The sequence below is a fragment of the Clavibacter sepedonicus genome (genome assembly GCF_000069225.1).
GTDB lineage: Bacteria > Actinomycetota > Actinomycetes > Actinomycetales > Microbacteriaceae > Clavibacter > Clavibacter sepedonicus.
On record NC_010407.1, the window covers coordinates 2477913 to 2496972 of the forward strand.

The following is a 19060-nucleotide window of genomic DNA, read 5'->3' on the forward strand; positions in this document are numbered from 1 at the left end:
TCATGACGTTGGTGACACTCGGGCCGCGGGCGTGAGCCCGTGGCTTGAGTGGATTCGTTCAGTGTTGTAGTGCTCGATGAAGGGGTCAAGCGCGTCGGCCCGGTGTTGGTTGCCGGTGAAGGGTTGCCGGTAGGCCCACTCGGTCGCGAGGGTCCGGTTGAAGCGCTCGACCTTGCCGTTCTGCCAGGGGCAGTGCGGGCGGATGAACTTCTGCCGCGCGCCCAGGTCCTGGACGGCGTTCTTGAACACGGTCGAGTGCCGGTAGGCGAACGCGTTGTCCGTGATGACCCGCTCGATCCGGGTGATCCCGCGCCCGGCGAAGTACGCCGCTGCGCGGGTCAGGAACCCGGCCGCGGTCGCGCCTTTCTCATCGGGATGGATCTCCGCGTAGGCGAGACGGGTGTGGTCATCGACCGCGGCATGGACGTAATCGAACCCGATCCCGCGGCCGCGGACCTGCTCGCTGCGCCCGTGGACCCGCCAGCCGCCTCCGTCCGGGATCCTCCCGAGCTTCTTCACGTCCACGTGGATCAGATCACCCGGATGCTCGTGCTCATACCGGTGCGCCGTTGACCGGGATGCCCGGATCACGGCCCCGGTGACGGGGTCCAACCATGCCAACGGCGGCGCCCCGTGCCGGCGCAGGATGCGGGAGATCGTACGGGATGGAACACCTGTCACCGGCGCCAGCCGCGCAGGACCCGCCCGCAACTGGGCCCGCGCTTCCAGCACGGCCCGTTCCCGCTCCGGGCTCGTTCGCCTCGGTACTGACCGGGGCCGCGATGACCGATCCGTCAGCCCTCGCAGCCCCTCGGCACGGAACCGGTTCACCCATCGATGCGCGCACTGCCGCGACACCCCCAGCTCCCGCGCGACGTGCGCGACCGGCCGACGATCCTCCACCACCCGCCGCACGAGGAGAACCCTCCCGTGAACCGTCAGACGAGCATTACCGTGGGACATCGAGGCCTCCTGGCGATGGTTGAACTGAACAGCTCCATCAAGCCAGGAGGCCTCTTCACACGCCCCGAAGTGTCACCAACGTCATGGCCGAGTACAGCTAGCGGAGCCCGCCGGATCCCGTCGGGCGCACGACGACGCCCGTCCGCGTCACCAGCCGAGCGTGCCCGGCGCGCCCTTGAACGGGCCGACCACGCGCGGCGTGATCCAGCCGCCGTAGAAGTCGCCCTCCTGCGCCTCGACCACGACGCCGTCGACCGTGATGCGGTCCATCCGCGAGGGGTACACGGCGATCCTGTCGGCGAGCACCTCGAAGCCGCGCGTGGGCGACGGGTACCACCACGCAGCACGGTCGGCCGTGACCCCGCCCGCGGTGATGGTGAGGTACGACGCCTCCCCCTTGTACTCGCACCACGACCGGCCGGCCGCGGACGAGAGGACCCCGGCGGCGAAGTCGGCGGAGGGCAGGTAGTAGACGGGCGGGTGGCTGGTCTCGAGCACCCGCACCGCGGATCGGCTGTCGGCGACGACGCGGCCGCCGAGCTCGATCACGACGCGCTCGCCGCTCGGATCCACCCGCGGCGGACGCGGGTAGTCCCACACCGACTCTTGCCCGTCGCCGGGGATCTCGCGGGGACGTCGGGCCGGGGGGATGCGCATGCGCCGACGGTACCGCGGGTGGCTGAGCGCCCGGATCCCGCGGCGGGACGGGCCCGGCGCCCCCGTCCGGTAAAGACGTATCCACTAAACGTTTTTGCACGAATGGTCCCTACAGTGCTTGACTGGGAGTCGTCCACCCGCATTCGGGTGTCACACAGCACGAAATCTTCGAGGAGTAACGCACATGGGCATCATCGGTTTTCTGGTTCTGGGTCTGATCGCCGGAGCGCTCGCCAAGCTGATCCTCCCGGGCAAGCAGGGTGGCGGAATCATCGTCACGCTGATCCTGGGCGTCGTCGGGGCCTTCCTCGGTGGCTTCATCGGCAGCGCGCTCTTCAACAAGGGCGTCGACAGCTTCGACCTCGGGTCGCTCGCGCTCGCCATCGTCGGCGCGATCATCGTCCTGCTGGTCTACGGCGCGATCGTCGGTCGCAAGAAGGCCTAGTCCTTCCTGCATCGCGGAGCCCCCGTCGCCCGACCCACGCGGTCCGGCGGCGGGGGCTCCTTGCATGTCGGACTCCTGATCCGGGCGGGTCGCGCCCCCGGCTCTGCCTACGATGACCGCATGCCCGACGCCGTCGCCCCGCCCTCCTCCTCCTCCTCCTCCTCCTCCTCCTCCTCCTCCTCCCGCTCCCGCACCGCCGCCGTCCTCGTCGCGGTCGCGCTGCCGCCCCTGGCCCTCGCGGCCGCCGGCCTGTCGCACCCCGACCATCTGACCGACGACACCGCGATGCACTGGCGCGACATGCACATCGCCCTGCTGCCCGTCTTCCCGCTGCTCGCGATCGCGCCGATCCTCCTCACGCGCCGCCACGACCGCCGCCTCGGCATCGTCGCGATTGTCCTCGGGTTCGCCTACGCCGTCTGCTACCAGGCGCTCGACATCCTCGCGGGCATCGCGGCGGGCGCCCTCCAGCTCGAGGGCGGCCAGGGCGTCATCACCATGTACGGCCTCGCGGACGACATCGTCGTCACGGGCGTCTGGTCGTACGTCGCCGTCACCGTGCTGGCGAGCGCGCTCGTGATCCGGCATGCGGGGCTCCTGGCGCTGCCGGGCGCGGCGATCGCCGTGGTCGCGGCCGTCTCGTTCGTCGACAGCCACATCTTCTTCCCGCGCGGGGTGATCACCATGCTCGGCCTCGCGATCGGCTGGACCTGGCTGGCGCTCGCGTCGCGCGGACCGGCACGCCCCGGGGCCACCGCGTCCACCGGCTCGGCGAGCGCCCCCGCGGCCGACCGCGCGGAGGCGGCGGCATAGTCTGACGGGATGACAGCGTACGTCTCGGCACTCGACCTCTTCTCCATCGGGATCGGGCCGTCGAGCTCGCACACCGTCGGCCCCATGCGCGCGGCGCTGCTCTTCGCCGAGGAGTGCCAGGCGTCGCCGCGGTTCACGGAGATCGCGCGCGTCACCGTGCGGCTGTACGGCTCGCTCGGCGCGACCGGGCTCGGACACGGCACGCCCGACGCGGTCGTCGCGGGGCTCGCGGGCCTCGCGCCCGAGACGTGCGATCCGGACGAGGTGCGCGGCCGCTGGTCCGGGCTCGGCGAGGGCGTCGACGTGCCGCTCGCGGGGATCCACCCGGTGCGCATGGTGGGCCGCGACCTCACGTTCGAGCCGTTCACGCGCCTCCCCCGGCATCCCAACGCGATGCACCTGGCCGCGCTCGACGCCGACGGCGGCACGGTGCTCGAGAGCACGTGGTTCTCGGTCGGCGGCGGCTTCGTGCTGCGCGAGGACCAGGCGCCGTCCGCCGTGCTGCCCACGGGGCTCCCGCACTCCTTCTCCAACGCCGACGAGCTCATCGAGCTGGCCGAGACCACAGGGCGCTCCATCGCCGACGTCGCGCGCGACACCGAGGAGTCGATCCACGGATCCCGCCGCGCGGTCGCCGGGCTCGACGCGATCTGGGACGCGATGGCCGCGTGCGTGACCGCGGGGCTCGGCGGCCAGGGCACGCTGCCGGGTGGGCTCAACGTGCGGCGGCGGGCGGCGCGCGTCGCGTCGCAGCTGGCCTCGATCGACGCCGAGGGCACGCGCGACACGTCGCACGAGTGGCTGCACGCGTTCGCGCTCGCGGTGAACGAGGAGAACGCGTCCGGCGGGCGCGTGGTCACTGCACCCACGAACGGCGCGGCCGGCATCATCCCCGCGGTCGGCTCCTACTACCTGCGGTTCGTGCCGGGCGCCGACCGCGACGGGATCCGCGACTACCTCCTCACTGCGACCGCCATCGGGTCGCTCGTGAAGGCCAACGCGTCCATCTCGGGCGCGGAGGCCGGCTGCCAGGGCGAGGTCGGCACGGCGTGCGCGATGGCGGCGGGCGCCCTCTGCGCGGTGCTCGGCGGATCCCCGCGGCAGGTCGAGAACGCGGCCGAGATCGCGATGGAGCACCACCTCGGCCTCACGTGCGATCCCGTGGGCGGGCTCGTGCAGATCCCGTGCATCGAGCGCAACGCGATCGCCGCCTCCACCGCCGTCAACGCCGCGCGCATGGCGCTGCACGGCGACGGCACGCACCTCGTCTCCCTCGACACCGTGATCGAGACCATGCGGCAGACGGGCCTCGACATGTCCACCAAGTACAAGGAGACGTCCACGGGCGGGCTCGCGGTCAACGTCATCGAGTGCTGAGGGTCCGGGCGGCGGCCGGCCGTGTCAGGCTGGGCGCATGGGTGTCCCCGCGCTGCTGCTCGCCGTCGCGGCGCTGCTGATCCTCGGCACCACGCAGCTCGCGGCCTGGGGCGCGCTCAAGCGCAACGGCTGGATCGGGATCCGCACGCGCCCCCTCATGGTGAGCGATGCGTCATGGAAGGCCGGGCACCAGGCCGCCCTCCCGGCGCTCCGCAGCACGTGCCTGCCCGTCGCGATCGGCGGCGTCATCGGCGGGATCGCGGCCGGCGCCGGCATGAACAGCGTCGCCAGCTGGGGTGGGCTGCTGCTCGTCGGCGGGATCGTCTGGAGCACGTTCCGCGCGGGGCAGGCGGCGAAGCGGGTCACGCGCCGCCAGGACGCCGAGCGGCAGGACGCCGAGCGCTGGGACCGGCCGCCGCGGATCCGGCACGACTAGGGCGGCGCGACCAGCCCGGCGCGACTAGGTGTACTGAGTCATGACGTTGGTGACACTCGGGCCGCGGGCGTGAGCCCGTGGCTTGAGTGGATTCGTTCAGTGTTGTAGTGCTCGATGAAGGGGTCAAGCGCGTCGGCGCGGTGTTGGTTGCTGGTGAAGGGTTGCCGGTAGGCCCACTCGGTCGCGAGGGTCCGGTTGAAGCGCTCGACCTTGCCGTTCTGCCAGGGGCAGTGCGGGCGGATGAACTTCTGCCGCGCGCCCAGGTCCTGGACGGCGTTCTTGAACGCGGTCGAGTGCCGGTAGGCGAACGCGTTGTCCGTGATGACCCGCTCGATCCGGGTGATCCCGCGCCCGGCGAAGTACGCCGCTGCGCGGGTCAGGAACCCGGCCGCGGTCGCGCCTTTCTCATCGGGATGGATCTCCGCGTAGGCGAGACGGGTGTGGTCATCGACCGCGGCATGGACGTAATCGAACCCGATCCCGCGGCCGCGGACCTGCTCGCTGCGCCCGTGGACCCGCCAGCCGCCTCCGTCCGGGATCCTCCCGAGCTTCTTCACGTCCACGTGGATCAGATCACCCGGATGCTCGTGCTCATACCGGTGCGCCGTTGACCGGGATGCCCGGATCACGGCCCCGGTGACGGGGTCCAACCATGCCAACGGCGGCGCCCCGTGCCGGCGCAGGATGCGGGAGATCGTACGGGATGGAACACCTGTCACCGGCGCCAGCCGCGCAGGACCCGCCCGCAACTGGGCCCGCGCTTCCAGCACGGCCCGTTCCCGCTCCGGGCTCGTTCGCCTCGGTACTGACCGGGGCCGCGATGACCGATCCGTCAGCCCTCGCAGCCCCTCGGCACGGAACCGGTTCACCCATCGATGCGCGCACTGCCGCGACACCCCCAGCTCCCGCGCGACGTGCGCGACCGGCCGACGATCCTCCACCACCCGCCGCACGAGGAGAACCCTCCCGTGAACCGTCAGACGAGCATTACCGTGGGACATCGAGGCCTCCTGGCGATGGTTGAACTGAACAGCTCCATCAAGCCAGGAGGCCTCTTCACACGCCCCGAAGTGTCACCAACGTCATGGCCGAGTACAACTAGGCCGGCGAGCCCGCCTCGCGCAGCGCGTCGCCCACAGCAGCCAGGCGATCCCGCCCGACGAGGCCGAGGTGGTACACGTACGTGTCGTCTATCCCGCGCACGGCCGCGGGCCAGCCGGCGCGGATGCTCGCAGGCGTCGCCGGCGGCAGCGCCCAGAGGTAGCCGCCGAGCGGGATGCCGGGCAGCCGCTCGCGGAGCGCGCGCATCGCGTCGGCGTCGTGGGCCACGGCGTCGAGCACCACGACGCCGTCCACCTCGTCGAGGTCGTCGAGGAGCGCGGCGAACGGCCCGGTGGCCCACGGATCCGCCTGCGCGTGCACGACGACGCGGTCGACGCCGGCGTCACGCGCGGCGGCGAGGCACGCGTCGAGGAGCTGCCGCCGGGCCCGGCTGCGCACGCGCAGGACGGCGTCGAGCCCGTCGAGCCCGCCGTCCGCGTCGACGCGGGCGCGCACGTCGGCGCGGAGCGCGTCCGGATCCTCGCCCTCCTCCGCGAGCAGCCCGACGCACACCGTGCAGAAGCAGATGGACAGCAGCGCCTCGGCTTCGGCCGACCAGTCGGCGCCCGCGGTCTTCTCGTGGTGCCCGAGGTGGCCGAGGCCCATGGGGCCGCACGCCTCGAGCATCACGCCGTCGAGGTCCACCGCCCGGGCCGTCTCGGCGACCAGCGCCGTCGCGTACTCACGCACCTCGGGGCGCGCGGGGCAGAGCGCGTACGGGTACGCCTCGCCGAACGCGTTGACGACGCAGCTGCCCGGGTTGCGCGTGCCGACCGACGTCGAGTGCGTGAGGACGATCCACGCCTCGACCCGGAGGCCCGCGGCGCGCGCGATCGCGGCGGCCCGGGCGAACGCGTCCGGGCCGACCCACGGGGTGTCGTCGTCGGGCCGGAGCTCGCCCCAGGCCCCCTCGCGCACCGGCAGGTACAGCGCCGCGGAGCGCGCGTCCACGATGCGGTGCCGCGGATGCAGCGGCGTCGCGGCCCGCACCGAGTGGTACGCGGCCGCGATGGCGACGCCGTCGGCGCCCGCGGCCCGGACCCGCGTGACAGCGTCGGGGTCGTCGATCAGGTCCCACGGGTAGGCGCAGAACGCGACGCTCATCGCACGCCCGCCGACCGCAGCGCCTGGGCGAGCCGGTGCGCGTGCGCGCCGATGATCCCCGCGACGCGCTCCACCTCGGAGTCGCTCGCGCGGTCGATGGGCATGGAGCAGCTGATCGCGTCGGTCGCGGGGATCCGGTAGCCCACGCTCACCGCGACGCAGCTGACGCCGGCCAGGTTCTCCTCGCGCTCGTGCGCGTAGCCGCGTTCACGCGCCGCGTCGAGCTGCGCGTCGAGCGCGGCGACGTCAGTCACGGTCTGCGGGGTGAGGGCGGCGAGCGGGCCCGATCCGAGCACCTCCCGACGCTCCTCGGGGCTGAGCTCCGCGAGCAGGGCCTTGCCGAGCGACGTCACGTGCGCGGGCAGCTGCCGGCCGACGCGCGAGGTCGCCCGCCGGGACTCGGTGGTCTCGCGCGTGGCGAGGTACAGCACGCGGTCGCCCTCGCGGCGCGCGTAGTGCGCGGTGTACCCGGTCTCGTCGCGGATCCGCTCGAGGGCCGCGAGGGCGTGCGGCAGCGCCCGGTCGCGGTCGAGGTAGGCGGTGCCGACGACGAGCGCGCGGGATCCGATGGAGACGTGCGTGCCGTCCTGCAGCATCTGGATCCAGCCGCTCGCCGCCATGGTGTGCAGCAGCTGGTGCAGGCTCGACCGCGGGTAGCCGGACGCGCGGTGCAGGTCCACGACGGAGACGGGCTCGGACGACGCGGCCAGCCGCTCCAGCAGCGCCAGCGTGCGCTCCGCCGACTTGACCGGCCGTGCCCCGCGCTCCCCTGCCGGTCCGTCGGTCACCATGCGTCTCCCAGTGCGTGCTCCGGAGCGGCCCACTCGCCGCCGATGAGTCCGTTCGCGTCGGCGTCGTCCACGTCGGCGTCGTCCACGTCGACGATGCCGGCCGCGAACGCCTCCGCGTCGTCCTCAGGGTAGTAGCCGATCCGCTCGCCGGACTCGGGCGAGAACCACGCGCGGGCGTTGCGCGACACGCCCCAGACGATGCGGTGGCCGGGCTCCTCGAGCGCGGCGACGGCCTCGACGAGCCGCGCGAGGTCCGGGAAGGAGAGCCAGGTGGAGAGCGAGCGGCGACCCGTCGGCCGGTCGAGGAGCGTGCCGATCCTGGCGCTCACGACGCTCATCGCGTGGCGGTCGGCGTACACGGATCCGAGCGCCTCCATGGCCGCCTTCGTCACGCCGTAGAGGCTGTCCGGCCGGGGCGGCAGGTGGTCGACGGGCACCGCGGGCACCGGGTGGAAGCCGACGGCGTGCGTGGAGCTCGCGAGGAGGACGCGGCGGACGCCCTCCTGGCGCGCGGCGTCGAGCACGCTCCGGGTGCCGTCGATGTTCGCCGCGAGCACGTCGTCCCACGGCCGTTCGCGGCTGATCCCGCCGAGGTGCACCACGACGTCCGCGCCGCGCACGGCATCGCGCACGGCGTCGGTGTCGCGCACCGAGGCGATGACGGCACGCTCCCCCTCGACCGGCTCCGGATCCACCAGGTCGAGGAGCACGAGCTCGTGGCCCGCCGCCCGCAGCAGGGGCCGGACGCCGCGTCCGGCCATGCCGGCGGCCCCCGTCATCACGATGCGCGTCGTGTCCGCCATGCCTTCTCCTCAGGGTCGTCCCACCGGCGATTGACATCGCCGTCGATTGCATTACCGTAGCAGCGCATTCACACTGACGCAATGCATTCAAGCATGCAAATGGAGATTCGATGATGAAGACTCGACTCGTGCGGAGGGCGATCGCCTTGGCATCCGTCGCCGCGCTCGCGGGCACCATGAGCGCCTGCTCCGCGTCGGACGGCGGCGGCTCCACCTCCGCGGACGACCGCTCCCTCGAGGTGTGGACGCGCAGCACGCCGGACGATGCCGCGTCCTACCAGTTCGTGTTCGACGCCTTCACCGCGAAGACCGGCATCAAGATCGACTACAAGCCCGTCCCCGAGTTCGACACGCAGCTGCAGGCGCGCGCCCAGCAGCGGAGCCTCCCCGACGTGATGGTCACCGACGCCGGCAACCTCGGCACCTACGAGTCGCAGGGCTTCCTCCGCCCCGTCGACCGCGACGCCGTCGCCGGCGGCGACCAGATCTCCGACGCCACGTGGCAGAGCACGCGCGGCACCGACGGCGACTACTACGGCATCCCGTGGTCGCGCCAGGCCGCCATCACCTTCATCCGCAAGGACTGGCGCGAGAAGCTCGGCCTGCCGGTGCCGAAGACCTGGGACGACCTCTCCGCGCTCGCGAAGGCGTTCGCCGAGGACGACCCGGACGGCGACGGCAAGGCCGACACCTACGGCATGGTCGTGCCGGGCAGCGCCGAGAACGGGTACATCGCGCGCTGGGCCGCGTCGTACATCTGGCAGGCCGGCGGCGACATCCTGAAGGACGACGGCGACGGCACCTACACCGCGGACTTCGACAACCCGGGCACGGAGAAGGCCATGGAGTGGATCCGCGACCAGTTCTGCACCCCGGGCGTCGTCGTCCCCGGCTCCGTGAACCTCACGATCGCCAACACGCCGTTCTTCGCGCAGGGCACGGCCGGCATCTACCAGACCGGCCCCTACAACCTCAGCTCGTTCGACGCGGCGGTCGGCAAGGACAATGTGGAGGTGATCCCGACCCCGGCGGGCCCGGGCGGCGGCACGGACTCGTTCGCGGAGGGCGAGGACATCTACTTCGGCGCCTCCTCGAAGAAGCAGGACCTGCAGGAGCAGCTGGCCGAGTTCATGATCACGCCCGAGGCGCAGCAGCTCGCCATGCAGGTGAAGACGAACGACCAGGGCGTGCTGGCGCAGCCGGTGGTGCGGATCCCCGTCAACAGCTCCGTCGACATCGGCGCGGTGAAGGACGACCCGCGCTGGGACACCGCGAAGCAGGTCTACGACGAGCACGGCCGGTCGTTCCCGTGGGCGATCGACTTCACGCCCTACCGCCAGATCGTCGCGGACGGGCTGAACGGCGTCATCGCCGACTGCTCCAGCGACATCCCCGGGGCGCTGTCCGACATCCAGTCCCAGCTCTCCGACGAGCTCGACGAGCAGGGGGTGCAGGGATGAGCATCGGCGCCCCCGCACCGCTCCTGGTGGATCCCGAGCGCCGCGCGCCCGCGGCCCCCAGCCCCGTGCAGCCGAAGGGCCGGCTGCCGTTCCGCACGCGCTCGCTGATCCCGTGGGCCTTCCTCGTGCCTGGCCTCGTGCTCGGCGCGCTGTTCAAGTTCATCCCGATGCTCGAGGGCTTCCGGATGAGCTTCGTGAAGGTCCAGCCCTTCCTCGGCGACAGGTTCCTGGGTCTCGACAACTACGTGCACGTGCTCCGCGACCGGCGGTTCACCGAGGCGCTCGGGCACACCGTGCTGCTCGGCGTCGGGCAGACCGTCGGCGCGCTCATCATCGGCCTCGCGCTCGCGCTGCTGCTCGAGGGCACGTCGCGCCGGCTGTGGTTCGTGCGCACGGCCGTGTTCCTGCCCGTCGTGACGGCGGTCGCGGTCATCGGCGAGATCTGGCGGATCCTGTACTTCCCGACCGAGACCGGCTTCCTCAACTCGCTGCTGGGGATGGTGGGGATCCCGCCGCAGGGCTTCATCAGCGACCAGTCGACGGCCCTCGGCTACGTGATGCTCGTCGGCATCTGGACGGGCGCGCCCTACAACATGGTCATCATCCTCGCGGGGCTCACCGGCATCGACCGCACGCTCTACGAGGCCGCCGCGGTCGACGGCGTGAGCATGCGCCAGCGCTTCCGGTACATCGTGATGCCGGCCCTCCGCCCCGCCGTCAGCGTCGTGCTGACGCTCGCGGCCATCCGCAGCCTCCGCACCTTCACCGAGGTGTACGTGCTCACGGGCGGCGGACCCGCGGGATCCACCGAGGTCTGGATGACCCGCGTGTTCTCGCTCGGCTTCAAGGCCAACGACCTGGGCGTCGCGTCGGCGGCCTCCGTGCTGCTGCTGCTCGCGACCCTGGGCCTCACCGTCGGCGTCCGCGCCCTGTCATCCCGCAAGGAGAAGGCCAGATGAGCATCCTCGAGCGCCCCACGGGCGCCACCCGCCGCAGGAACGACGGCCAGTTCGACAGCGCGCTCGGCTGGAAGCCCGGCCTCCGCCCGTCGAACGTGATCCGCTTCGCGCTGTGCGCCGTCGCCTTCGTGGTGTTCGCGGCGCCGTTCGTGATCATCGTGTCCGGCGCGTTCGACGCCTTCACGTCGTCGACGAGCATCCACCTGTTCCCGCAGCAGCTGTCGCTGGAGTCGTTCCGGGTCGCGTTCGACTCCGGCGTGCTCGGCTACCTCCGCAACTCGCTCGTGATCGCGGGCGGCGGGCTCGTGCTGCAGGTGAGCGTCGCGATCCTCACGTCCTACGCCCTCGCCCGGCACCGGTTCCGCGGCCAGTCGTTCGTGCTGCTGCTGTTCCTGCTCACGATGATGCTGCCGGAGGAGGTCATCGCGATCCCGCTGTCGCAGGTCATCGGCGACGTCGGCGGCACGGGGCTCGACCTGCGCGGGACACCGCTCGGCGTGATCCTGCCGGTGGCGGTGTGGGGCTTCTCGATCCTCGTCATGACGGAGTTCATGAAGGACATCCCCCTCGAGATCGAGGAGGCCGCGCGCCTCGACGGCTGCGGCGAGCTGCGGATGCTGTGGACCGTGATCCTGCCGCTGTGCAAGCCGGTGCTGGGCGTCGTCACGATCTTCGGCTTCATGATGATCTGGGACCAGTACCTGCTCCCCCTCATCGCCGCGAACGACCCGAGCGACTACACGCTCACGGTCGCGCTCAGCGTCCTCCGCACCGACCCCACGGTCGGCTCGGGCGTCCTGCTCGCGGGAGCGCTGCTCGCGCTCCTGCCGAGCCTCGTCATCTACCTGCTCATGCAGCGGTCGCTCATCCGGGGGATCACCTCGGGCGCGACGAAGGGATAGCACCATGATCATCCGCGACCTCGTCGTCACCCCCATCGCGTTCCGCGACCCGCCCCTCCTCAACGCCGACGGCGTGCACGAGCCGCTCGCGCTCCGCACGATCGTCGAGCTGGTCGTCGACGGCGGCGTCGTGGGCCTCGGCGAGGGGCAGGGCGGACGGGTCGTGGCGGAGCGCGTCGCGTCCGTGCGCGACGCCGTCGTCGGCCTCCGCGTGACCGACCTCCACGGCATCGAGCGGGCGGTGGACGCGGCGCTCGGCGGCGACGCCGGGCCGCTCACCCGCCAGGAGCGCCGTGTCGTGTACTCCATGATCGACGTGGCCGCGCACGACGCGTGGGGCAGGATCGCGGGGCTGCCCGTGAGCGAGCTGCTCGGCGGGCGCGTGCGCGACGCCGTGCCGTACAGCGCGTACCTCTTCTACAAGTGGGCCGCGCACCCGGGTGAGGCGCCGGACGCGTTCGGCGAGGCGCTGGATCCCGCCGGGATCGTCGCGCAGGCCCGCCTCCTCATCGACCGCTACGGCTTCGGCTCCATCAAGCTCAAGGCGGGCGTCTTCCCGCCGGACGAGGAGGTCGCCGCAATCCGCGCGCTGGCCGAGGCGTTCCCGACGCACCCGCTGCGGATCGACCCGAACGGCGCGTGGACCCATGAGACGGCGCTGCGCGTCGCGGCCGAGCTCGACGGCGTGCTCGAGTACCTCGAGGATCCGGTGCTCGGCATCGACGGCATGTCCCGCGTCGCAGCCCACGTGCCGCAGCCGCTCGCCACGAACATGTGCGTCGTGACGTTCGAGCAGATCCGGGAGGCGTTCGCGAAGGACGCCGTGCAGATCGTGCTGTCCGACCACCACTACTGGGGCGGCCTGGCGCACACCCGCGAGCTCGCGGCCATCTGCCGGACCTTCGGCGTGGGCCTCTCGATGCACTCCAACTCGCACCTCGGGATCTCGCTCGCCGCCATGACGCACGTCGCCGCCGCCAGCCCCGAGCTCGCCTACGCCTGCGACACGCACTACCCGTGGAACCGCGGCGACGACGTGATCGTGCCGGGCGCGCTCGAGATCGTGGACGGATCCGTCGCCGTGCCGACCGCCCCCGGCCTCGGCGTCGAGCTCGACCGCGACGCCCTCGCCCGCCAGCACCTGGTGTACGTCGAGTCGGGGCGAACCGTACGCGACGACTCCGGCTACATGCGGAGCATCCAGCCCGCCTACGACCCCACCCTCCCGAGGTACTGATGACGACGACCGACACCGCCACCACCCCCGCCGGCCTGCTGCCGCCCCTCGAGGGCGTGCTCTTCTTCCCCGTCACGCCGTTCGACGCCGCCGACCGCGTCGACGTCGACGTGTTCGGCGCGCACGTCGCCCACGGCCTCGACCAGGGCGCCGGCGCCGCGTTCGTCGCGTGCGGCACGGGCGAGTTCCACGCGCTCGACATCGACGAGTACGCCCAGGCCGTGCGCGCCGGGGTCGCCGCCGCGGGTGGGCGCCACCTCGTCATCGCGGGGGTCGGCGGGCCGCTCGGGCACGCCCGCCGCTGCGCGCAGCTGGCCACGGAGCTCGGCGCCGACGGGATCCTCGTGCTGCCGCCGTACCTCGTCGCCGGCCCGCAGGACGGCCTCGCCGCCTACGTCGAGGCCGTCGCCCACGCGACGCCGCTGCCGCTCATCGCGTACCACCGCGGCCAGGCGCAGTTCACGGAGGCCACGGTCGAGCGGCTGCTCGCGCTGCCGACGCTGGCCGGGATCAAGGACGGTGCGGGCGACGTGGCCCTGTTCCAGCGCTTCGTGCTCGCCGCGCGCCGGGCCGGGCGCGACGACGTGCAGTTCTTCAACGGGCTCCTCACGGCCGAGTCGAGCCAGGCCGCGTACCGGGCGATCGGCGTGCCGCTGTACTCGTCGGCCGTGTTCGCGATGGCCCCCCGCGTCGCGAGCGCGTTCCACGCGGCCTACCGCGCGGACGACCTCGAGCGGCAGCGCTTCCTCCTCGACGAGTTCTTCACGCCGCTCGTGCGCCTGCGCGACGAGACGCCCGGGTTCGCGGTGTCGCTCATCAAGGCGGGGCTGCGACTGGGCGGCGTGCCGGTGGGATCCGTGCGGGCGCCGCTCGTGGATCCGTCGCCGCGGCAGCTCGCCGAGCTCGAGCGGATCCTCGCCCACGGGGAGGACGTCGTCGCCTGAGCTAGCTGTAGTTCCTCGGGAGGTTGTGAACGCGTGGGCGGATAGCGAAGACCTCCGGGACGATGTGAGTTACCAAGCACACGTCATCACCGGAGGTCTTCGTGACTCACGCTAACGCCCCGTTCACTCCCGTGGGCAGGCTTCGGCTTGCCCGGTTGATCATCGAGGACGGGTGGCCGGTCCGGCGTGCGGCGGAGCGGTTCCAGTGCTCGCCGGCGACGGCGTCGAGATGGGCTCGCCGGTATCGGGCCGGGTTGCCGATGACGGACCGCTCATCCCGCCCGCACCGGCAACCGACCCGCACGAGTCAGCGTCGGGAGCGGCGGATCATCGCGCTGAGATTCACTCGCCGGTGGGGCCCGCACCGCATCAGCTACCACCTGCGTATCCCCCGTTCCACGGTCGAGCGGGTCCTCCGTCGCTACCGGATGCCGTTGCTCACGCACCTGGATTCCGCGACGGGACTCCCCGTCCGACGCTCGCCCGCGCGACGTTACGAGCACTCCTCACCGGGAGATCTGGTCCACGTCGACATCAAGAAGCTCGGCCGCATCCCGGACGGCGGCGGGCACCGAGTCCTCGGCAGAGCGGCCGGCCGGAAGAACAACCCCCGGACCGGGCGGGGATACGCGTTCCTGCACCACGCCGTGGATGACCACTCCCGACTCGCGTACTCCGAGATCCTCACCGACGAGCGCAAGGAGACCGCCGCCGCGTTCTGGGCCCGCGCGAACGCGTTCTTCACCACCGCGGGCATCACCGTGATCCGTGTCCTGACGGACAACGGCTCCTGCTACCGCTCCCACGCCTTCACCGAGGCGCTCGGCACCATCGCCCACACACGCACCCGCCCCTACCGGCCCCAGACCAACGGGAAGGTCGAGCGCTTCAACCGCACCCTCGCCACCGAGTGGGCCTACGCCCACCCCTACCTCACCGACGAGGCCCGCGCCGCGACCTACCCTGCCTGGCTGCATCACTACAACCACCACCGCCCCCACACCGGCATCGGCGGACTCACGCCCGCCGAACGCGTTCACAACCTCACTGGGAACTACAGCTAGCGCGCCTCGTCGTCGAGCTGCGCCCGCAGCGCGTCCGCCGTGGTCACCGGGAGGCGGCAGACGAAGTCGGCGCACAGGTACGCCGTGGCGGTGGATCCGGCGACGCGGTCCGCGAGCAGCTCGAAGCCCGCGTCGGCCCAGGCGCGCGCCGCCGTCTCCGTGACGACGAGCGACACGTGGGGCGGGCGGGTCAGCCCGTGCGCGATCGCGGCGAGCGGGTCGTCGCCGCGGTCCGCCGCGTCCGGCAGCACGACCACGAGCTGCCGGCCCGCCGCGTCGATCGCCGCCGCCTGCTCCAGCGCCCCGCCGAACGCGATCGGCCGGGTCGCGCCGCCCGCCGCGACCGTCGCGAGCGCGGCGCGGGCCGCGCGCTCGTAGCGCGGATCCGCCGTCAGACGCCCGAGCACGCGCGCGGCCGAGCATGCCGCGGTGAGGCCCGACGGGTACGCGCCCTCGGACGGGTCGGCCGCGAGGTCGAGGCCGAAGCCCGCGAGCACCGGATCCGCGCCCGTCGGCACGCGGAAGCCCGCGGCGCCCGACTGCGGCTCGCCCGCCCCGGGCTGCGCAGCGGAGGCGGCGTCGGCCGCCTGGACCAGCGCGTCCACGATCCCCCGCGCCCGCACCGCGTAGCCGACCTCGCCCGTCGCGAGCGCGAGCGCGAGCAGCCCGTCCGCGAGCATCCCGTGGTCCTCGAGCGTCGCGACCGCGGGCGACACGCGCCCGTCGATGGACGCGCGCACGAGCGACCCGTCGGCGCGCACGTGCTCCGCGAGCAGCATGTCGGCGGCATCGCGCGCGGCCTGGATCCAGGCGGGGCGGCCGAACGCGCGGCCCGCCCGGGCGAGAGCGCCGATCGCGAGCCCGTTCCACCCCGTGAGCACCTTCCCGTCGACCGCCGGCGGCTCCTCGGCGGCCCGCCCCGCGGCATCCAGCGCGTAGTAGCCGCCCTCGACGCGGCGGCCGCCGACCGTGCTCTCGGAGTCCTGCGCCGACGCGAACCCGCCGGACGCCCGCCGCAGCGTGCCGGTGAGGAACGCCGCGATGCCGCCCGCGACCTCCTCGTCCCCGGCACGCGCGTACGCGTCGAGCAGCAACGCGTTGTCGTAGAGCATCCGCTCGTAGTGCGGCTCGGACCAGTCGCGCCGCGTGGAGTAGCGGAAGAAGCCGCCCTCGACCGGGTCGCGCAGGTCGGATCCGGCCATCGCGTCGAGCGTCCGGCGCACGAGCGCGCGCGTCGCCTCGGCGCGTGACGGCGCGAGCACGCCGGAGGTGGCGAGCGTGTCGAGCAGCAGCACGACGGGCGCGACGGGGAACTTGGGCGCGGATCCGAACCCGCCGTGCTCCGGGTCCTCGAACGCGGCGAGGTCGGCGGCGATCCGGTCGAGGGCGGCGGCGTCCGGCAGCGGCGACGCGACGGATCCGCGCTCGGAGGCCTCCCGGATCGCGGCGCTCAGCTGCCCCGCGCCCTGCTCGACCTGGTCGCGGCGCGTGGTCCAGGCGTCGGCCACAGCGTCGAGCACCTGCCGGAACGACGGGTGCCCGGCGCGCGGCTCCGGCGGCGAGTAGGTGCCCGCGTGGAACGTGCGGCCCTCGGGCGTCGTGAACACGTTGAGCGGCCAGCCGAGCTGGTCCGTGAAGGCGCCGGCCGCGGTGATGAGCGCGGCGTCCACCTCGGGGTGCTCCTCGCGGTCGACCTTGATCGCGACGAACCCGGCGTTCAGCCGGTCGGCGAGCGCGGGATCCTGGAACGTCTCGCGCGCCATGACGTGGCACCAGTGGCAGGTCGAGTAGCCGACCGAGACGAGCACCGGCACGTCGCGCCTCCGGGCCTCCGCGAACGCCTCCTCGCCCCATGTCCGCCAGTCGACCGGGTTGTCCGCGTGGCTCTGGAGGTACGGGCTGACGGCGTCGGCTAGGCGGTTGGGCATGCGTCCACGCTACGCGCGGGGCAGGGACGGGTCCGGGCGTCAGATCCAGTCGCGCTTGCGGAAGATCCCGTAGAGCACGCCGCTCACGCCGAGCATGAGGACGAGGGAGAAGGGGTAGCCCCAGTCCCAGTGCAGCTCCGGCATGATGTCGAAGTTCATGCCGTAGACGCTCGAGACGAGCGTGGGCGCAAAGAGGATGGCCGCCCAGCCCGAGATCTTGCGGGTCTCCACGCTCTGCCGGTTGCTCGACTCGCTCAGCTCGCGCATCTCCTCGTTCTGGCGCTGGCCGACGAGCGTCGAGTTCACGGTGAGGATGTCGCGCAGCAGCACGCGGAACTCCTCCACGCGCTCGTTGACGACGATGACGTGGTCGGCCACGTCGCGGAGCGCCTGCTGGAGGTCCTCGCTGACCTCGTACTTGCCGGATCCCGCCTGCAGCTGCTGGAGCATGCCGCCGAGCGGGCGCACCGCGCGCTGGAAGTCGATGACCTCGCGGCTGAGCTCGTAGATGCGGCGGGACACGGCCGGATCCCCGTCGAACACCTGGTCCTCGATCTCGTCGATGTCGTTCGCGAGGCCCGTGACGACGGGCGCGTACCCGTCGACGACGGCGTCGAGGATCGCGTACAGCACCGACTGCGGCCCGTGCGTGAGGAGCTCCGGCCGCTCCTGCATGCGCGTGCGGATGGCGGAGAGGTCGGGTGACTCGGCGTGCCGGACGGTGATGACGAAGTTGCGGCCGAGGAACACGTGCAGCTCGCCGAACTCCACCTCCTCGCGGTCGTCCACGTAGCGGGCGGCGCGCAGCACGGTGAAGAGGGTGGAGCTGTAGCGCTCGGTCTTGGGGCGCTGGTGGGCCTGCACCGCGTCCTCCACCGCGAGCTCGTGCAGGTCGAACTCCTCGGCGAGCGCCTGCAGCTCCTCGACCGTGGGGCGGTAGAGGCCGATCCCCGCCATCGCCTCGGGGCGCTCGTCGAGCTCGCGGAACGTGTCGGCGAGGGTGGCGGGCGACGCGACGCGGCAGCCGTCGACATACACGCCGTTGTCGACGAGGCTCGGGCGACGCGCGCCCGGCTGCTCCGCCGGATCCTCCCGCTCGGCCCGCGCCCGGGCCGCGCCGCCCGCATGGCCGCCGAGGGGCGCGACGCCCCGGGAGACCACGGACTTGAGGCGCGTGCGGATGCGGTGCTGGGACATGACGGACACGGTACCCGGCCGAGGTGACGCGCCCGTGCCGCTGGGGAGCGACCCGGTCAGACCACCCGGTCGGGGTGGCTGCCCACGCGTCCCGCGGCCTCGAGCGCGGTGATCCCCGCCATCTCCTCGTCCGTCAGCGCGAAGTCGAAGACGTCCGCGTTCTCGACCAGCCGCTCGCGCCGCGTGGTCTTCGGGAAGACGATCGTGCCGCGCTGCACGTGCCAGCGGAGCACGACCTGCGCGTCCGTGCGGCCGTGGGCGCGGGCGGCGTCGCGCACGACGGCCGCACGACGGCTCCGCGGGCGAGCGGGCTCCACGCCTCGACGGCGATCCCGTGCTCGGCGAGGTATGCCGTGGTCGCCCGCTGCTGGTGCCGCGGGTGCAGCTCGATCTGGTCCACGGCAGGTGCGGGCAGGCCGGCGGTCGCCAGTGCCTCGAGGTGCGGCACCAGGAAGTTGGAGACGCCGATGGAGCGGCTCAGCCCCGCGTCGCGGGCCGCGGCGAGCGCCTCCCACGTCTCCACGTAGAGGCCGCGCTCGGCGGCGGGCCAGTGGATGAGGAGCAGGTCGACCGCGGGCAGGCCCAGCCGGTCGAGGCTGCGCCGGATCGCGTCGCGGGCCCGGTCGCGCCCGTGGTCGTCGTTCCAGACCTTGGTGGTGACGAACAGCTCGTCGCGCGGGAGGCCGGACGCGCGGATCGCCCGCCCGACGCCCTCCTCGTTGCCGTACATGGCAGCGGTGTCGATGTGCCGGTAGCCGACCTCGAGCGCCTCCGCGACGATCCGCTCGGCGTCGGAGTCCGTCACCTTGTAGGTTCCCACGCCGAACTGCGGGATGAGGACCCCGTCGCCCATCGGCACCGACGGGACGGGCGCGCGGA

General features: G+C 72.7%; 18 protein-coding genes and 1 pseudogene. 10 read left to right on the forward strand and 9 right to left on the reverse strand.

What is annotated here, in order from left to right; genetic code table 11:
- Complete coding sequence (locus CMS_RS11565; RefSeq protein ID WP_012298215.1) at positions 1-963, reverse strand: IS481-like element IS1121 family transposase; 963 nt, start codon at positions 961-963, stop codon at positions 1-3.
- A gap of 147 nt (positions 964-1110) precedes the next feature.
- Positions 1111-1620: a DUF427 domain-containing protein gene (locus CMS_RS11570; RefSeq protein WP_012299626.1), complete on the reverse strand. Its 510-nt coding sequence runs from the start codon at positions 1618-1620 to the stop codon at positions 1111-1113.
- Positions 1621-1804: 184 nt separating this feature from the next.
- Between CMS_RS11570 and CMS_RS11575 the strand changes: the two genes are divergently transcribed.
- The 4 genes from CMS_RS11575 (at position 1805) to CMS_RS11590 (ending at position 4691) form a co-directional block, all read left to right on the forward strand.
- A complete protein-coding gene (locus tag CMS_RS11575) occupies positions 1805-2065 on the forward strand; it encodes a GlsB/YeaQ/YmgE family stress response membrane protein (RefSeq protein ID WP_012039092.1) in 261 nt (86 codons plus the stop codon).
- Between the two features lie 120 nt (positions 2066-2185).
- On the forward strand, positions 2186-2878 hold the full coding sequence (locus CMS_RS11580; protein ID WP_162470672.1) for a hypothetical protein: 693 nt from the start codon (positions 2186-2188) through the stop codon (positions 2876-2878).
- Between the two features lie 9 nt (positions 2879-2887).
- On the forward strand, positions 2888-4255 hold the full coding sequence (locus CMS_RS11585) for an L-serine ammonia-lyase (protein WP_012299628.1): 1368 nt from the start codon (positions 2888-2890) through the stop codon (positions 4253-4255).
- A gap of 37 nt (positions 4256-4292) precedes the next feature.
- Positions 4293-4691, forward strand: a complete 399-nt coding sequence (locus CMS_RS11590; protein ID WP_012299629.1) for an SdpI family protein — start codon at positions 4293-4295, stop codon at positions 4689-4691.
- 38 nt (positions 4692-4729) lie between these two features.
- Here the strand turns inward: CMS_RS11590 and CMS_RS16670 are convergent, their stop codons facing one another.
- The 4 genes from CMS_RS16670 to CMS_RS11610 all read right to left on the reverse strand — a co-directional run bounded on the left by CMS_RS16670 (position 4730) and on the right by CMS_RS11610 (position 8490).
- Positions 4730-5692, reverse strand: a complete 963-nt coding sequence (locus CMS_RS16670; RefSeq protein WP_012296866.1) for an IS481-like element IS1121 family transposase — start codon at positions 5690-5692, stop codon at positions 4730-4732.
- A 97-nt stretch (positions 5693-5789) separates the two neighbouring features.
- A complete protein-coding gene (locus CMS_RS11600; RefSeq protein WP_012299630.1) occupies positions 5790-6896 on the reverse strand; it encodes a glycoside hydrolase family 10 protein in 1107 nt (368 codons plus the stop codon).
- A complete protein-coding gene (locus tag CMS_RS11605) occupies positions 6893-7687 on the reverse strand; it encodes an IclR family transcriptional regulator (RefSeq protein ID WP_012299631.1) in 795 nt (264 codons plus the stop codon). The genes CMS_RS11600 and CMS_RS11605 overlap by 4 nt, the downstream gene beginning before the upstream one ends.
- Complete coding sequence (locus CMS_RS11610) at positions 7681-8490, reverse strand: NAD-dependent epimerase/dehydratase family protein (protein ID WP_012299632.1); 810 nt, start codon at positions 8488-8490, stop codon at positions 7681-7683. Before CMS_RS11610 ends, CMS_RS11605 begins: the two co-directional genes overlap by 7 nt.
- A gap of 128 nt (positions 8491-8618) precedes the next feature.
- On the opposite strand from CMS_RS11610, the gene CMS_RS11615 reads away from it, so the two are divergent.
- From CMS_RS11615 to CMS_RS11640, 6 genes are all read left to right on the forward strand, one after another.
- Positions 8619-9950, forward strand: a complete 1332-nt coding sequence (locus CMS_RS11615) for an ABC transporter substrate-binding protein (protein WP_223842646.1) — start codon at positions 8619-8621, stop codon at positions 9948-9950.
- On the forward strand, positions 9947-10909 hold the full coding sequence (locus tag CMS_RS11620; RefSeq protein WP_012299634.1) for a carbohydrate ABC transporter permease: 963 nt from the start codon (positions 9947-9949) through the stop codon (positions 10907-10909). The genes CMS_RS11615 and CMS_RS11620 overlap by 4 nt, the downstream gene beginning before the upstream one ends.
- Complete coding sequence (locus tag CMS_RS11625; protein ID WP_012299635.1) at positions 10906-11811, forward strand: carbohydrate ABC transporter permease; 906 nt, start codon at positions 10906-10908, stop codon at positions 11809-11811. The genes CMS_RS11620 and CMS_RS11625 overlap by 4 nt, the downstream gene beginning before the upstream one ends.
- Before the next feature lie 4 nt (positions 11812-11815).
- Entirely contained in the window at positions 11816-13048 is a 1233-nt protein-coding gene (locus tag CMS_RS11630; RefSeq protein ID WP_012299636.1) for an enolase C-terminal domain-like protein, read from the forward strand.
- Positions 13048-13992 (forward strand): 5-dehydro-4-deoxyglucarate dehydratase, encoded by a 945-nt coding sequence (locus CMS_RS11635; RefSeq protein WP_012299637.1) that lies wholly within the window; start codon positions 13048-13050, stop codon positions 13990-13992. Before CMS_RS11630 ends, CMS_RS11635 begins: the two co-directional genes overlap by 1 nt.
- Positions 13993-14093: 101 nt before the next feature.
- Entirely contained in the window at positions 14094-15056 is a 963-nt protein-coding gene (locus CMS_RS11640; protein WP_012299638.1) for an IS481 family transposase, read from the forward strand.
- Here CMS_RS11640 and CMS_RS11645 read toward each other — a convergent pair.
- The 3 genes and pseudogenes from CMS_RS11645 to CMS_RS11655 form a co-directional block, all read right to left on the reverse strand.
- Entirely contained in the window at positions 15053-16984 is a 1932-nt protein-coding gene (locus CMS_RS11645) for a thioredoxin domain-containing protein (RefSeq protein ID WP_012299639.1), read from the reverse strand. The two genes, CMS_RS11640 and CMS_RS11645, sit on opposite strands and share 4 nt — an antisense overlap.
- A 39-nt stretch (positions 16985-17023) precedes the next feature.
- Positions 17024-18190: a magnesium and cobalt transport protein CorA gene (locus tag CMS_RS11650; protein WP_012299640.1), complete on the reverse strand. Its 1167-nt coding sequence runs from the start codon at positions 18188-18190 to the stop codon at positions 17024-17026.
- 47 nt (positions 18191-18237) lie between these two features.
- Positions 18238-19034 (reverse strand): annotated as a pseudogene (locus CMS_RS11655) (aldo/keto reductase).
- Positions 19035-19060: the final 26 nt, after the last annotated feature.